Below are 14,607 nucleotides of genomic sequence, written 5' to 3'. Positions count from 1 at the left end.
GCCTTTTGTCAGAACCACTACCGCTCAGCTGACCGATGGCGAAGATCCGTGGCGTACCAGCAATCGGGGCACTCCCGAACCGTCCGCTGAGGCCGACCAAATCTCCCCATCGGGCAGACTGTACGCGACTGTGGAATTGTCCAGCCAGGTCACTTGATCATCCACACTCCGCGTTTCCGACAATGCGGTCTCGGTCATTGTGGCCAGATCGAGGACATGTTCACGCCATGGCCGTGCGCCATCCTGGGCAATGCGTTTCTTGAACGCGATCCGGGTGCCGTCCGGTGACAGCGACGGGCATTCCACGTTCTCCCGCAACGCTTCGGCGTGCCACGCTTCGAGATCTCCTTTCACCAGGTGAGTTTGCCCGCCGGTGGACACGGTCGCGTAGAAGGTTCTGCCGTCCGCGGCGAAGGTGACGCCCCAGAAGTTGACGTCTTCGGCGCGATGCGTCCGGCCACCTATTCGCAGTGGGATGTCTTCGATGTTGGTGTCGATCTCCTCGGGCGCCATGATTCCGGTGCGGGTCGAGAACGTGCCGGTCCTGGCGTACGAATCGCCGGTGACGAACGTCGTCCACGACGCGAACCGGCCGTCTGCCGAAAGCTTGGCGCGGTTGGGAGTTCCAGCCACTTCGACGCGCTTCACCTCCGTCATGGTCGATTCCAGCGTCACCAGGGTGGCGCTGGGCAACGGCCCTGGCGTGTCGGCGAGGCAGAGCCCCTGTCCAGCACTGGTGTAGAAGCGTTCGCACCGCAGCTGGCTGATCCGGCGCGGTCCTTGTGGATCGGACAACGACACCGATGCGACCTTGCCGTAATCAGGACCTGGCGCCTCGTTGCGGAACAACAGCCTTCCAGGGTCGGTCAGCACAATCGCACCTTGATCCACCACAACGGACACGTCCACGGGCTGACTGCGTGGATCAGTGGCCTTGGCCTGCTGGATGTAGACCAGGGCGATGCCAGCCAGCAACGCCACTGCAACCAACGCAATGGACAGTTTGAGTCTCATCGCTTCCCCCGCAGGCACGCCAAAGCGACTACAGAGCCGAACGCCACGGCCGCCGTGATCACCGCGGCCTGCATTCCCCAGACTGTCCACGCCAGTCCGAAGAGCACTGCCGAGATCATCTTCGCCACGGCCTGGCCGGTTTGCAGCAGCGCCATCCCGCTCGTGCGTAGCTCCGACGGCACCAATGGAGACGCCGCAGCCATCAGCACTCCATCAGTACACGCGTAGAAAGCACCGTGTGCCAATAGAGTCACGCAGAGCAGGAAGACCCCGTCCACCGCACCGATCAATGCCACGTACCCGCACAACAGCAGGACGTGCCCGATCAGGAACAGCTTCCAGCGGCCGAGCCGATCCGCGATCCGACCCACGGGCACGGCCAACGTCAGATAGACCGCGGCCGTGCCGAGGGGCGACATCGCGAAGTAGGCCGGTTCGATGTCCAGTCTGCTTTGCAGCAACAGATAGACGAACGAGTCACCTACAGTCACCAGTCCCAGTACTACCGCCCAGAAACACGCTCGACGGAAATCGTTGTCCCGCAACAACCCGAACGCCACACGCAGCGAGATCCGCTGCTTGACCGGTCCACTGTGGTCATGAACGAACAACACCAGGAGCAGAACACCGAGAACGGCGAAGCAGAAGCTGACGACGAACACAACATCGTATCCACCAGCCACTGTCCACAGCAGAACGAACGCGACCAGGGGACCGAGCAACGCCCCGATGGTGTCCATGGCCCGGTGCACACCGAACGCTCGGCCCAGAGTGTCCGGTGTGCTGCTCAACGAGATCAACGCGTCCCTCGGGGCGGTCCGCAGCCCCTTGCCGGTCCGGTCGGCCGCCAGCACCATGCCCAAAGTGGACGCCGAACCTCCTGCGCCCATCAGACCGAGCTTGGCCACTGCCGAGATGCCGTAACCGATGCCGGCCATCAGCTTCCGGCGCTGCCACCGGTCGGCGAAGGTGCCGCCGATGACCCGGACGAACGCCGTCACGCCGGAGTAGAGGCCGTCCAGTATGCCGAACTGCAGTGGCGAGAAACCCAGTCCCAGCACCAGGTACAGTGGCAGGATCGCCGTGACCATCTCCGAGGAGATGTCCGTGACCAGGCTGACCGCGCCCAGCGCGATCACGTTGGCCGAGACGATCCTGCCACTGTCATGACCTTTGGCACCTAGGGACTCGGTATCCCGCGCTGAGGCGATGTACACGAGCCCGTCTCCCCTACCTGCAGGTGTATGGGCCGGCCTTGTCCAAGGTGGTCCCGTCCGTGCCGATGATCTCCCACGAGTAGGACTTGCCGTTCAGGACAAGCTTCATCACGCCGTGCTTGGCGAAGGACTTCTCCACCCCTTCGCGCGGCTTGATCTGCGTGTACAGGCTGTCGCCGCCGATACCGACGATCGCCGAGCGCAGTCCGTTGGCCTCGTCGACGCGCCCGCTGGAGTTCAGCGGCTTGATCCGCTCGTAGTGGTGGTCGTGTCCACTGAAGACGACGTCGGCACGGACCTTGAGCAGCTCGTTCCAGAAGGGAGCGATGGTCTTGTCGTCGCCGTACTTGCCGGAGTTGAACCTCGGGTGGTGCCAGTAGCCGACCACACAGGCTTTCTGGTTACGGGCGAGGTCCTGCCGCAGCCAGGTCAATTGCTCGCCGGTGATGCCGTCGGTCAACGGGTCGGAGTCCAACGCGACGAAGTGGAAGTCGCCGATGTCGTAGCTGTAGTACGGCTTGCCTTGCGGGGTCGCGATGGAGCCGAAGTACGCCTTGTACCCTTTGAGCTTGTCGTACCACTCGTGGTTGCCGGGCGTCGGCTTGGTGATGCTCTTGAACCTGCCCCAGGTCTTGTCGTAGTACGAGCGGAACTCGGAGATCGTGCCGTTGTCGTACTGGTTGTCGCCCACGGTCAGGACGTAACTCGGCTTGATCCCGGCGATCAGCGCGGCGGTCTTGGTGTGCTCGCCGGGCAGCTCCGGCTTGGCGATATCGCCGGCGACCACGAGGACGGTGCCCGTCGAACTGCCTGGCTGGGTCGCGCCCTGGATCGGAGCACTGGCTGCGGAGAGATTGCCCGCCGCGTCGCGTGCCCTGACGGTGTAGGTGAAACTGGTTCCGGACGCGAGGCCCGAGTCGGTGAACGTCGTCGTGGTGGCGGTGCCGACCACGTTGCCGTTGCGCAGGATCTCGTAACCGGTTACGCCGACGTTGTCGCTGGCCGGGTCCCAGGCGAGCGCGACGGAGTCCGAAGTGGACGAGGTGACCCGCAGACCGGATGGCGCAGTCGGCGGATCGACGTCGCCTCCGCCGGTCCGGGACCCGTAGACCTCCAGTTCCCACAACGAATAACCGTACGGCGTGCCGCGTTTCGTGCCGTATATCCGGACGTAACGACCGGCGACGCTAAGCCCGGCGTGCTCGTCGACCGTGCCGTCGGAACCGGTTACGGACTTCACGTCGCTCCACGACGAACCGTCCGAAGAGGTCTGAATTCTGTATTCGCTTGCGTAAGCAGCCTCCCACGACAGTTTTACCTTGGTGATGGCGGCGGGACCACCAAGATCCACGCTGATCCACTCCGGATCGGAGCCTTCCGCGCTCGCCCAGCGGGTCGCGGCATTCCCGTCCACCGCGTAGTTTCCGGCAAAACTGGCGTTCTCAATGGACGATGTGGTGGTTGGTTTGTTGTAGGACAACAGGTTCTCCGCCGCGTTCGCGGAAACAACCGGTTGGCAGACAAGGACGAGGACCGCGCCAACGGCGATGGCGCGGGGCAGGACAGGTCGGGTCACAGAACACACTCCTCGACTGGCAGGGTCGACAGGACCGGCGCTTGGCGGCGGCACGAGCAGTGAGAAGCCGGGACGTCAGAGGGACTTTGTTAAGGAACTTTCCTAACGAACGCGAGGTTAACGGCGAGTGAACGACAGTGTCAACCCATACATCGGAACATTCACCCCCATGACCTGGCTTCCTACCCTGGCGTCAAGGACGGTTCGGGCGTCCGTTCAGGGCTGTCGACTATTTGCGGAGCAGTGTCGTTCAGCTGTCATCAAACCCGGGGTGCAAGGTCCTCGTCAGTAGGCTGGGGAGGCCAGAGATCCAACCTTTACTGGGGAGTGCCGATGGCTCGGAGACGCTTACTTGTCGGGTGCGGAGTGGCAGTGGCCGCCGTGGTACTGGCCGGTTTACCGGCATCAGGATCGGCAGACGCAGACAGCAAGCTCGTGACGGACCTCAACACCCTCGTGCACGACCCCAGCCTGCGCGGCGCGAGCGTCGGCCTGGTCGTCCGCAAGGCCGACACCGGTGAGGTGCTGTACACCAGCGAAGGCACCGCTCGCCGCCAGCCGGCGTCGAACATGAAACTGCTGACCTCGGCCACGGCACTGGAGATCCTCGGCCCGAACCACCGCTTCACCACATCCGTACTGACGCAGGGCAGCGACCTGTACCTCAAGGGCACCGGTGACCCGACGGTGCTGCTGGCGAACCTCGACGACCTGGCCGCCAAGGTGGCCGCCAGCGGCATCACCACGGTGGCCGGCAAGCTGATCGCCGACGACACCTGGTTCGACGCGACCCGCCTGGGCACCGGATGGGCCTGGGACGACGAGCCCTATTACTACAGTGCCGAGACTTCGGCCCTGACGATGTCCCCGAACAGCGACTACGACGCCGGAACCGCGTTCGTGTCGATCATGCCAGGCGCTCCCGGCAAGGCGGCCGTCGTCTCGATGGATCCGCCCACCACCCACGTGACCATCGAGAACGCCACCATCACCCGCGGCCCAGGCCTGCCCAACACCATCGCGGTGGAACGCAAGCACGGCTCGAACGTGGTGCGGGTCAGCGGATTCATCTCGCAACAGGCACCGGCGGTGCAGAAGCTGACCACGGTCAAGGAGCCGACAGGGTACGTGGCGGGCGTGTTCCGTGACTTGTTGCAGAAGCGCGGGGTCCAGGTAGCCGGCCCGACGGTCACCGGCGTGACGACCCCTTCGGACGCGAAGGTCGTCGCCGAGCACAAGTCGATGCCGCTGTCGGAGTTGTTGGTGCCCTTCATGAAGCTGAGCAACAACATGCACGCCGAAATCCTGGTCAAGAGCGCAGGCCGAGCGGTGTCCGGCACGGGAACCTGGAACGCGGGCCTCACCGCGATGGGCCAGCGGCTGAGCGGCCTGGGCATCGAGGGACAGACATACCTGGCCGACGGCTCGGGCCTGTCCCGCTTCAACCAGATCGCCCCGGACCAACTGACCTCGATGCTCCGGACCGTGCGCGGCAAACCGTGGTTCGCCACGTGGTACAACTCCCTGCCAATCGCGGGCATGTCCGACAAACTGGTCGGAGGAACACTCCGCAGCCGAATGCAGGGTACGGCGGCTGCGAACAACCTACGCGGGAAGACCGGAACGCTGACCGGGATCAGCGGCCTGTCCGGATACGTGACGTCAGCGGACGGCCAACCACTGGTCTTCTCGATGCTGAGCAACAACTTCATCGGCTCAGCCAAGCGAATCGAGGACCTGGTCGGCGTCCGGCTGGCGCAGTACCGCGCAGATGAGACCAGCGAGCCGACCACCGCACGGCAGAGCATGACGTTCCCAGACCTGCCGACCAACGTCGAATGCAGCTGGGTCAAAGCCTGCTAAGAGAGCGGCGCGGCCCGGACAGAAGTTAGTTGCCCGTGGGAACAGGCCAGGCCGCAGCGCCTGGCCTGTGGGCACCCGCCACCCCGCTAACCCCATGGAAAACAAGCCACACCACAGCATCTGGCCTGTGGGCAAACCCGCCGCTCCGAAGCCCCCCAACAGGGCCTGTGAACAACCCGCCGCTACGGATCTTCCGCACGCCAAAACTGTCCCCACCCACCACTACACTGGAAACCGGGGGGCCGACGGCCGCACTACCCCGGATCCCCCGGCTCACCCGCATCCGCCGTGGACCCCTCGGACTCCCCCAACCTCGTCCGCAGCTCCACCACGGTCGTCAAAGCCCCGAACCGCTCAGCCACCTCGAGCGCCTGTCGCCAAGCCTGCCGAGCACCTTCCGCATCGTTCTGCGCTGTCCGGATGTCCCCGAGCAGCACCAAGTTGTCGATCTCCATCAACCGGTGCTGGCTCTTGGTGTGCAGGTCAATCGCCTTGTCCAGCCAAGCCTCGGCCTCATCCAACCGACCGAGCTGCAGGTACGTGTCCGCCAGCCGCGCATACGCGTACCCCTCGCCAGTGCGGTCGTTGAGCTGACGATGCAGCGGTAGCGCCTGGTTGAGCAGGTCGATGCTGCGTTCCGGGTCGCCGGTCCGCATGTACGCGACAGCCTGGCCTTCGAGCGTGTACGCGACACCCTGCATGTGGTTCATCTTCGTGTAGTACTTGTGCGCGCGCTCGAAGTGCGAGATCGCAGCCTCGTAGTCCGGCTGCAGGTCCACCGTGCCCGTGATCATGACTTCGCCGATGTTTCGTTCGACGTAAGCACTTTCCTCGTCGGCCCAGCCGCCCGCGTTGATCAGGTCCAGGGTGTTGTACAGGTGCTGCAGCGATGCCTTTCCGTCGCCGAGCATGAAGTACGCGCCTGCCAGACTTCGCTCGGTGAACACTTGTCCGCGCAGATCTCCCGCGGCGCGGGTTGCTTCCAATGTGACCTGTGCGGTGAGCGCCCAGTCGCGCAGGAATCCCATGTAGTGCTGGTAAAGCTGGATCGCCCAGGCGAGCCGCCACGCGTAGTCCGCTTTCCCGCGTTCGATCGCCTGCCCGATGGCCATCAACACGACGTGGTACTCCGCGGCCAGCCACTGGATCGCGGTCCCGTCGTCGAACAGGGTCTCCGGCGTGACACCCGGTGTCAACGGCGTGAGCGGCACTTCCCTATGCGGCATCAGCGGCCGGTTGGCCGCGTACGTCGAATGCAAGTAGTAGTCGAACATCCGGTGCGCTGCCTGCTCGCGAACATCCGGTGCGTCCAACTCGGTGCTGAGTTCCATCGCGTACGCGCGAACCAAGTCGTGCATCAGGAACCGCCCTGGCACGTGTTCGGTCACCAGGCGGGTGCGGTTCAACTCCACGAGCGCCGTCTGTGCCTCGCGCACCGGCACCCCCAGCAGGCTGGCGCACGCGTGCGCCGAGATATCCGGCCCCCAATGCCACGACAACAACCGGAACAACAACGCCGCCTGAGGCCGCAAAGCCTCGTAAGACCAGGAGAACACCGCGCGCACACCGCGGGTTTCGTCGTGGCTGAGCGCGTCGAGGTTGCCGTGGCCCGTGCGCAGTTCGTCGGCGATCGCGGTCAGCGGCAGGTCCGGGTACGTCGCGGCTCTGGCGGCGACCATGGCGAGCGCGAGGGGAAGTCCACTGCAGACTTCCACGATCCGGTCGACCGCTTCGTGCTGCTCGTCGCTGCGGGCGCCGAGACGCAAAGCGAGGATCTCCCGTGCTTCGGATGCCGACACCGCATCCAATGTGTACGGTCGGGCGCCTTCCATGGCGACCAGGCCGGTCATCCGGTTGCGACTGGTCACAATGACCAGACAGCTCGGCGAACCGGGCAGCAACGGCAACACCTGCTCGCGGTCACGCGCGTTGTCCAGCACCACAAGCATTCGCTTGCCCGCCAGGCACGTGCGGTACAGCGCGGACTGCGTCGCGAGATCAGGCGGCACCCGGTCGCCGTGAACTCCCAGTGCGGCCAGGAAACTCAGCAACGCGGCGGTCGGCGGCACAGCGAGGCCGCTCGGGTCGAAGCCACGCAAGTTCACGTACAGCTGACCGTCCGGATACCGGTCGACGACCTCGTGCGCCAGGTGCACAGCCGTGGTCGTCTTGCCGGCGCCGGGCATACCGTCGATCGCGATGATCGTCACCGGCGGATCGCCCGAATCCAGCAAGTGCCGCAAGTGATCCAGCTCTGCGCGCCTGCCACCGAACGTGGACAAGTCCATCGGCAGCTGCGCCGGCCGGGCGATCGACGCCGCGGCGGGCTGCCCCGCGGGCTGTTCGGCATGCGAGACCTGGGCGTGCGCCGCCCGCAGTTCCGGACCGGGGTCGATACCCAATTCATCGGCCAGACGCGCGGTCGTCGTCCGGTAAACCTCCAGCGCTTCCGCCTGCTGGCCGGTCGCGGCCAGCACGAGCATCAACCGGGCCTGGATCCGTTCGTTGAGCGGGAAGCGTGCCGTGATCGTGCGCAGGATCGGCAACGCATCCTCGGCCCGGCCGCACCGCAGCGCCACCTCGCCCATGGCGTCGGCAGCCACCGCGAACTCGTTGTTGATCGACGTGAACAGCTCCTTGGCCTGCGCAGTCAACGCCAGGCCCTCGCCGCACAGACCACGCCACAGCTGGAACGCCTCGACGTATGACGACATCGCCACGGCGTCGCTTTCGCTCCGTGCCCGGTTCACCAGGTCACGAAAGGCCACGATGTCCGCGCTGTCCCCGTCCACCCGCAGCACGTACCCGGAGCCCTGGCGCACCAGCCATCGCCCAGCCGCACGCGGCGGCAGATCCGGCTCAAGCACCCTGCGCAGCGCTCCGACGTACCGGTGGATCAGGTTCTTCGCGCTCGCCGGGGCAGCGCTCTCCCACAAAGCGTCGACGAGATCGTCCGCACCAACCACCTCGCCGGGCCGGACCAGCAGCACGGCGAGGATCAACCGCTGCTGCGGCGGACCGAGATCAAGTTCCTGCTGCCCCTGCCAGACGCGCAACGGACCTAGGACACCGAAACGGACGGTTTCGGTCATGGCGCGAGGCGCGTCGTCGGCTTGGACATCGGCGCCATTCTGACGTGCCAACCCATGGCTGTCCACGCAAGTTCCGATCAGTGAAAGTCGTTCAAACGTCCCTCTTCCAGGTGTTTCTCAGCCGGTGGCGGCGAGCGGGGCACTTTCTTTATGACCAAATCCTCGCGCGCATGCCGCACCAGGCGCACTTAGCCCGTGGCGGGCTGCCCACCTCGCTGACCAGACGGGTTACAGGCGACCTCAACCGCTGAAACCAAGCTGTTGCCGACGTGAAAACGCCGTTGGTCACTATCAGCGAGCAAAAGTCCACGAGGGACAGCCGTCAACCGACGATAGGACGATTCAACTGGGGCTGTTCCTCGAATTGCCGGGGGGTGTCCATGACTGGGATACAGCCAGACGATCTGGAAGTACAGCTGTATGGGATCACGTTGCGGGTGAGCCGGGCCGCCGTGGCCGACGCCATCGGAAAGCGGAGAATCAGCCAGGATCCACGCGTCCACGACTCGGTCGGTCAGGCATGGCTGGCCACCGCGTCCGCGCTGGGCGACGGCGCGGCCGCCAACCTCTTCAAGCAGTCGCCCATGGCGGCCGCACACTTCGAGCAAGTCCTCATCCACGGGTTGCTGGACAGCCACCCGGAAGCGCTGCTCGGCCAGGCCAACGCGATGCCCGACCCGGTGCGCCGCGCGGTCGACTTCTGCGCGGACCACGCTGGTGATCCCATCACCACCGCGGACATCGCCCTCGCCGCACGCATGAGTGTGCGTTCGTTGCAGCGCATGTTCCGGACCTATCTGGGCATGAGCCCGCTCGAGCACTTGCAACGAGTACGGCTCAAGCGCGCGCACGACGACCTGAAGGCGATCGCCGCAGGACAGGCCGAAGGAACCGTGGCCGACGTAGCGAGCCGCTGGGGGTTCGCGCACCTCGGGAGGTTCGCTGGCCTGTACCGCAAGACCTACGGGCATTCGCCGGTCCAAACTTTGCGTGCCGTCCCCCACCCGTCGCCCAACAACACGGCGCCACGCGGGGACAGCTTGTGCACTGCCGCACCGTTGTGCCGGTGAGTCACCACTAGTCCGGCGTCTCGTAGCACCGTGACGTGCTGCGAGGCGCCGGACAGTGATATTCCTGCCGACTTGGCCAGTGCGGACGTGTTCTGCAGCGGCGTGTCCGCAATGGCCTTGAGCACTGTCGCTCTGGTACGGCCCAGCAACGCGGTCAAGGATTCCTGGCGCGGCGATCCGACGCTGTCGCCGTCACGCCCGGATGCCCAGTCCAGATCCCGTTCGACCGGGTAGACGAGGACAGGTGTCCGTGTCGGATCGGCCGTCTTGATCGGTTTGCGCCAGCAGAAGAACGACGGGATCAACACCAGGCCACGGCCGTCCAGGTGCAAGTCCTGATCCACCGGGTAGTCGACTTCGAGCACGGGTGCGCGCCACCGCATGGCCGGGTGCAGCGTCGCGAGCAGGTTCTCGAATCCGCGGTCGGTCGCCAGATCCGCGCGACGGTCCCGATCGGCCCGGATATGCGTGCGGATGCTTGGCCAGTACGGCTGCAACGCGGTCGCGTAGTACGCCTTGATCGCCGTCGCGATCTCCTGCAGCACAACGAGATCACCGTCTGCCAGTAGTGATGCCCATGCCGGCACCGGAGTTTCCGCCGCGAGCTTGTCGACGTCCGTCCGCAGTTCGTGCCGTGACGTGCCGAGCAGACAATCAAGACCAGGGTCGATGTCGGCGCTGTCGCAATCGGGCGTAAGGAAGTCCGGCGAGAAACCCTGCGGTGGAGCGAGTGCGGTCAACAGGCTCACCGACGGCCGCAGCACCCGCCGCACGTCCCTGCGCCACCCGTCGAACACCACCGCGCCGTGCCCGGTTTGCAGCACGTGCAAGCTGAGCAGCACCTCCCACAACGGATCCGGCTCGGTTCTGATCCGGATCCGCATCAGGTCGGCCGCGGTGAAATGGATGCGCAGCAAGTCGTCCCCCGGTGTAGCAGCCCCAGTTCCGCTCACCCGATGCTAGCCACGCGCCATGGCGGGCGAATAGCCGTTCACCGCCAACTTTGCTGGCGCTCAGCGGATACTGCGCCTGGCATTCGGCCGGCCGATCAGGAACCACAACGGTGGTGCCATGGGACGGTAACAGCGTCGCACGACCCCTTGCGCGTTCCACAATGGACTTCACGGCAGAATGACCAGATGGTGGATGAGGTCTTCAGCGCGGGGCTGATCGCGTACGTCGGCGAACCGGGACGGCTCAGGGACAAATCGCCCGAGCACTACGTCGTCGAGGCCGTCGGTGACGCGGGCTTCGACCTGCTCCCCCGGATCAAAGCGCTGCTCAACGCCATGCACACCGCCAACCCTTCGCTGTGGAACTACGCGTCCCTCACCGACGTGGCCGATCAAGTCGACGCATGGCTCGCCGCCAACCACCCCGGCCTGACCGATGAAGCAGTGACCGCGGTGCGGAACTGGTTCACCTACTCGTACAAGTGAGTCGCATGTAGACGCCTGTCGCATCCCGGGCCGGTTTTCGCATTTTCGTCACGTATATAATCTATCGTGTTCGTAGTCCTGGATGCAGTAGGAGGATCTCGCCAGGCCAGCCGCAGTGCCAGACGGTACGATTCGGCCGATCCGGAGAGCATCTCCGGTACTTGGCGCGCTTCTTGGGAGGACACCGTGCAGGTGGCCGCGAACATCGTGATCGGCATCGTCGCCGCGATCCACGCCTACATCCTGGTGCTGGAGATGTTCCTGTGGACAACACCGCGTGGCCAGAAGGCCTTCGGCCTCACGCCGGAGTTCGCCAAGCAGACAGCGGTCCTCGGCGCGAATCAGGGCCTGTACAACGGTTTCATCGCCGCCGGACTGGTGTGGGCGCTGATCGCGGGCGGCACCACCGGCTTGCAGTTCGCGGTGTTCTTCCTGATCTGTGTGATGATCGCCGGCCTGTACGGCGCGGCCACCTCAAGCAAGCGGATCCTTTTCGTGCAAACAGTTCCGGCCACCATCGGCCTGGTTCTGGTCCTGCTCGCCAGGTAACGCTCGTGGATGGTCATCCCCGGCAACCGCTCAGCGGTTTCAGCTTTCCAGCCAGCCGTGGGCGTGCGCGAGTTTGGCGATCCGCTGTCGCACCTGGACGATCTGGGCCGCGGTCAGCGTCGGCGCTGATTCGAGCAACGCCTCGGTCAGCTCCTGCATCAGCTCGCGGGGCGACAGGACGTCGCACATCACCTCGTCGTCCTGGCTCGAGGTCGCTCTGGCCTGGCCGCGCTCGAGGATCTTGACCGACGAGGCCTTCAGGCCCCGGTCTCCTTCGACGACTTCGAACTCCACCGCCGTGCCCGGCGTGAAGAGGAACTTCTCGTCACGCAGGTCGTTGGCGTGCATGAAAACGTCCTCGCCGCCGTCGTCCGGGGCGATGAAGCCGTATCCACGAACATCGTCGAACCGCAGCACCTTGCCAGAAATCACAACGCACCTCACCCAGCAACAACAGACCTGAGATGCAGGCTACAACATCACGCGCGAAGCCGGTGGTCAAGGGCGGTGTAGCGGCGGCCGGTGCTGGCGGTGCGCACCGCCTGGCCGATCGCCCTGGCCGACCCGACCAGCACGACCAGCTTCTTTGCCCTGGTCACGGCCGTGTACAGCAGGTTGCGCTGCAACATCATCCACGCACTCGTGGTGATCGGGATGACCACACACGGATATTCACTGCCTTGCGAGCGGTGAATAGTGACCGCGTACGCATGGGTCAATTCGTCCAGTTCGCTGAACTCGTAGCCGACTTCTTCGTCCTCATCGGTCCGGACGGTCAGTGTCTGCTCCTCGGCGTCCAGTCCGGTGACCACTCCCATGGTCCCGTTGAACACGCCGTTCTCGCCTTTGTCGTAGTTGTTGCGGATCTGCGTGACCTTGTCGCCGACGCGGAACACCCGGCCACCGAACCGGCGTTCCGGCAGGTTCGGTGTGGACGGTGTCAAAGCCTCCTGCAGCAGGGAGTTCAGCGCGGCCGCGCCTGCGGGGCCGCGATGGGTCGGCACGAGCACCTGCACGTCCTTGCGCGGGTCAAGCCCGAACTTGCGCGGGATCCGGTTGGCCACGATGTCCACTGTGAGCGCCGCGGTCTGCTCGACGTCGTCCACTGAGAACAAGAAGAAGTCGTCGAGTCCCTTGGTGTGCGGGTGTTCTCCGGCGTTGATCCGGTGCGCGTTGGTGACCACACCGGACTGTTGCGCTTGGCGGAAGATGTGCGTGAGCCGCACGTGCGGGATGGGGGTGTCCGGGGCCAGCAGGTCACGCAGGACTTCGCCCGCGCCGACCGAGGGCAACTGGTCCACGTCACCGACGAGCAGCAGGTGCGTGCCAGGAGCTAGTGCTTTTACCAGTTTGTTGGCCAGCAGCAGGTCCACCATGGACGCTTCGTCCACGACCACCAGGTCAGCATCAAGCGGCCGGTCCTTGTCGTAGGCCGCCTCGCCGCCCGGTTTGAGCTCCAGCAGCCGGTGCACGGTGCTCGCCTCGTGACCGGTCAACTCGCTCAGCCGCTTCGCGGCACGGCCGGTGGGTGCGGCGAGCACCACCCTGGCTCGTTTCGCCGCCGCGAGCTCCACAATGGATCGGACGGTGAAGCTCTTGCCACAGCCCGGTCCACCGGTCAGCACAGCGACCTTGCTCGTCAGCGCGAGGCGTACGGCCTGTTCCTGCTCGGGCGCGAGCTCAGCGCCGGTCCGCTTGTGCAGCCAGGCCAGCGCACGGTCCCAGTCCACACCGGCGAACGCGGCCATCCTGTCCTCTTCGGACCTCAGCAGCCTGGTCAGCTGGCTCGCCAACGAGATCTCGGCCCGGTGGAACGGCACGAGGTAGATCGCGACCTGGTCCACCTCGGTGTCCTCGCCGGGCACCAGCTCCCGCACGACGCCTTCCTCGTCGACCAGCTCCGCCAGACAGTCGATCACGGCACCGGTGTCCACCTGGAGGATCTTGACCGCGTCGGCAATCAGCCGCTCCTCCGGCAGATAACAGTGCCCGTCACCGGTCGACTCCGACAGGGTGAACTGCAGGCCTGCTTTGATCCGTTGTGGACTGTCGTGCGGGATGCCGACCGCCTTGGCGATCGTGTCGGCGGTGCGGAACCCGATCCCCCACACGTCCGAGGCAAGCCGGTACGGCTCGGTCCGCACGACGTCGATGGACTTGTCGTTGTACTGCTTGTAGATCCGCACCGCCAGCGAGGTGGACACACCCACGCCCTGCAGGAAGACCATCACTTCCTTGATGGCCTTCTGTTCCTCCCACGCCGCGGCGATCAGCTTGGTGCGTTTCGGCCCGAGTTTGGGCACCTCGATCAGCCGCTCGGGCTGCTGCTCGATCACGTCGAGCGCGTCGACTCCGAAGTGCTCGACGATCCGGTCGGCCAGCCGCGGCCCGATCCCTTTGATCAGCCCGGACCCGAGATACCGCCGGATCCCCTGCACGGTCGCGGGCAGCACTGTCGTGTAGTCGTCGACGTGGAACTGCTTGCCGTACTGCGGATGCGATCCCCATCGGCCCCGCATCCGGATCGACTCCCCCGGCTGCGCACCGAGCAGAGCACCCACCACGGTGACCAGATCGCCACCACGCCCGGTGTCGACACGGGCGACGGTGTACCCGGTGTCCTCGTTGGCGTAGGTGATCCTCTCAAGGACAGCCTCCAGCACAGACCCCCGAAACGGCTCATTGCTGCCCACTCGAAAGGGGTATCACAGCGCGACGACGCCGAGCACCGCGGATCACCTACCAATGGCCGGTGAGCCGGCCTAGCCCGTTCGGCGTAAGGTGACA

The 14,607-nt window shown here is 65.2% G+C and carries 11 protein-coding genes; 4 read left to right on the top strand and 7 right to left on the bottom strand.

The annotated features are described in order from the left end of the window. Window positions 1-24 precede the first annotated feature (24 nt). From B9C43_RS30335 to B9C43_RS30325, 3 genes are read right to left on the bottom strand one after another with little or no spacing between them, the layout of a single operon-like run. Window positions 25-1,014 (bottom strand): TolB-like translocation protein, encoded by a 990-nt coding sequence (locus B9C43_RS30335; RefSeq protein ID WP_084430316.1) that lies wholly within the window; start codon window positions 1,012-1,014, stop codon window positions 25-27. Next, a complete protein-coding gene (locus B9C43_RS30330; protein WP_084430315.1) occupies window positions 1,011-2,231 on the bottom strand; it encodes an MFS transporter in 1,221 nt (406 codons plus the stop codon). The genes B9C43_RS30335 and B9C43_RS30330 overlap by 4 nt, the downstream gene beginning before the upstream one ends. A 13-nt stretch (window positions 2,232-2,244) precedes the next feature. Next, window positions 2,245-3,807 carry a discoidin domain-containing protein gene (locus tag B9C43_RS30325; RefSeq protein ID WP_235038918.1) on the bottom strand — a complete coding sequence of 521 codons (1,563 nt, stop codon included), beginning with the start codon at window positions 3,805-3,807 and terminating at the stop codon, window positions 2,245-2,247. Window positions 3,808-4,140: 333 nt separating this feature from the next. On the opposite strand from B9C43_RS30325, the gene dacB reads away from it, so the two are divergent. Next, window positions 4,141-5,670, top strand: a complete 1,530-nt coding sequence (dacB, locus tag B9C43_RS30320) for a D-alanyl-D-alanine carboxypeptidase/D-alanyl-D-alanine endopeptidase (protein WP_084430314.1) — start codon at window positions 4,141-4,143, stop codon at window positions 5,668-5,670. A 254-nt stretch (window positions 5,671-5,924) separates the two neighbouring features. Here the strand turns inward: dacB and B9C43_RS30315 are convergent, their stop codons facing one another. Continuing rightward, entirely contained in the window at window positions 5,925-8,762 is a 2,838-nt protein-coding gene (locus tag B9C43_RS30315) for an AfsR/SARP family transcriptional regulator (RefSeq protein ID WP_084430313.1), read from the bottom strand. Between the two features lie 380 nt (window positions 8,763-9,142). Here B9C43_RS30315 and B9C43_RS30310 point away from each other — a divergent pair, with 380 nt between their 5' ends. Continuing rightward, a complete protein-coding gene (locus tag B9C43_RS30310) occupies window positions 9,143-9,832 on the top strand; it encodes a helix-turn-helix transcriptional regulator (RefSeq protein ID WP_143446687.1) in 690 nt (229 codons plus the stop codon). Here B9C43_RS30310 and B9C43_RS30305 read toward each other — a convergent pair. Beyond that, a complete protein-coding gene (locus tag B9C43_RS30305; protein ID WP_084430311.1) occupies window positions 9,724-10,749 on the bottom strand; it encodes a winged helix-turn-helix domain-containing protein in 1,026 nt (341 codons plus the stop codon). The two genes, B9C43_RS30310 and B9C43_RS30305, sit on opposite strands and share 109 nt — an antisense overlap. Before the next feature lie 222 nt (window positions 10,750-10,971). Here B9C43_RS30305 and B9C43_RS30300 point away from each other — a divergent pair, with 222 nt between their 5' ends. Continuing rightward, window positions 10,972-11,271: a hypothetical protein gene (locus B9C43_RS30300; protein WP_084430310.1), complete on the top strand. Its 300-nt coding sequence runs from the start codon at window positions 10,972-10,974 to the stop codon at window positions 11,269-11,271. A 186-nt stretch (window positions 11,272-11,457) separates the two neighbouring features. Further along, entirely contained in the window at window positions 11,458-11,820 is a 363-nt protein-coding gene (locus B9C43_RS30295) for a DUF1304 domain-containing protein (protein ID WP_033381805.1), read from the top strand. 39 nt (window positions 11,821-11,859) lie between these two features. On the opposite strand, the gene B9C43_RS30290 is transcribed toward B9C43_RS30295, so the two are convergent. Together B9C43_RS30290 and recD2 are read right to left on the bottom strand one after the other, a co-directional pair. Further along, window positions 11,860-12,252 carry a cold-shock protein gene (locus B9C43_RS30290; RefSeq protein ID WP_033381804.1) on the bottom strand — a complete coding sequence of 131 codons (393 nt, stop codon included), beginning with the start codon at window positions 12,250-12,252 and terminating at the stop codon, window positions 11,860-11,862. Between the two features lie 47 nt (window positions 12,253-12,299). Further along, the gene (recD2, locus tag B9C43_RS30285) at window positions 12,300-14,513 is read right to left on the bottom strand and encodes an SF1B family DNA helicase RecD2 (RefSeq protein WP_084430309.1); all 2,214 of its coding nucleotides are present in this window, start codon (window positions 14,511-14,513) and stop codon (window positions 12,300-12,302) included. Window positions 14,514-14,607 lie beyond the last annotated feature (94 nt).

Source organism: Kibdelosporangium aridum (assembly GCF_900176515.1).
Lineage (GTDB): Bacteria > Actinomycetota > Actinomycetes > Mycobacteriales > Pseudonocardiaceae > Kibdelosporangium > Kibdelosporangium aridum.
The sequence above is the reverse complement of the archived record's forward strand: the minus strand, read 5'-3'. Positions and strand labels throughout refer to the sequence as shown.

What these genes read in the sequence shown, in the direction of transcription:
- B9C43_RS30335 (WP_084430316.1), bottom strand. Translation starts at nt 1,014, where the DNA reads ATGAGACTCAAACTGTCCATTGCGTTGGTTGCAGTGGCGTTGCTGGCT.
- B9C43_RS30310 (WP_143446687.1), top strand. Translation starts at nt 9,143, where the DNA reads ATGACTGGGATACAGCCAGACGATCTGGAAGTACAGCTGTATGGGATC.
- B9C43_RS30315 (WP_084430313.1), bottom strand. Translation starts at nt 8,762, where the DNA reads ATGACCGAAACCGTCCGTTTCGGTGTCCTAGGTCCGTTGCGCGTCTGG.
- B9C43_RS30300 (WP_084430310.1), top strand. Translation starts at nt 10,972, where the DNA reads ATGGTGGATGAGGTCTTCAGCGCGGGGCTGATCGCGTACGTCGGCGAA.
- dacB (WP_084430314.1), top strand. Translation starts at nt 4,141, where the DNA reads ATGGCTCGGAGACGCTTACTTGTCGGGTGCGGAGTGGCAGTGGCCGCC.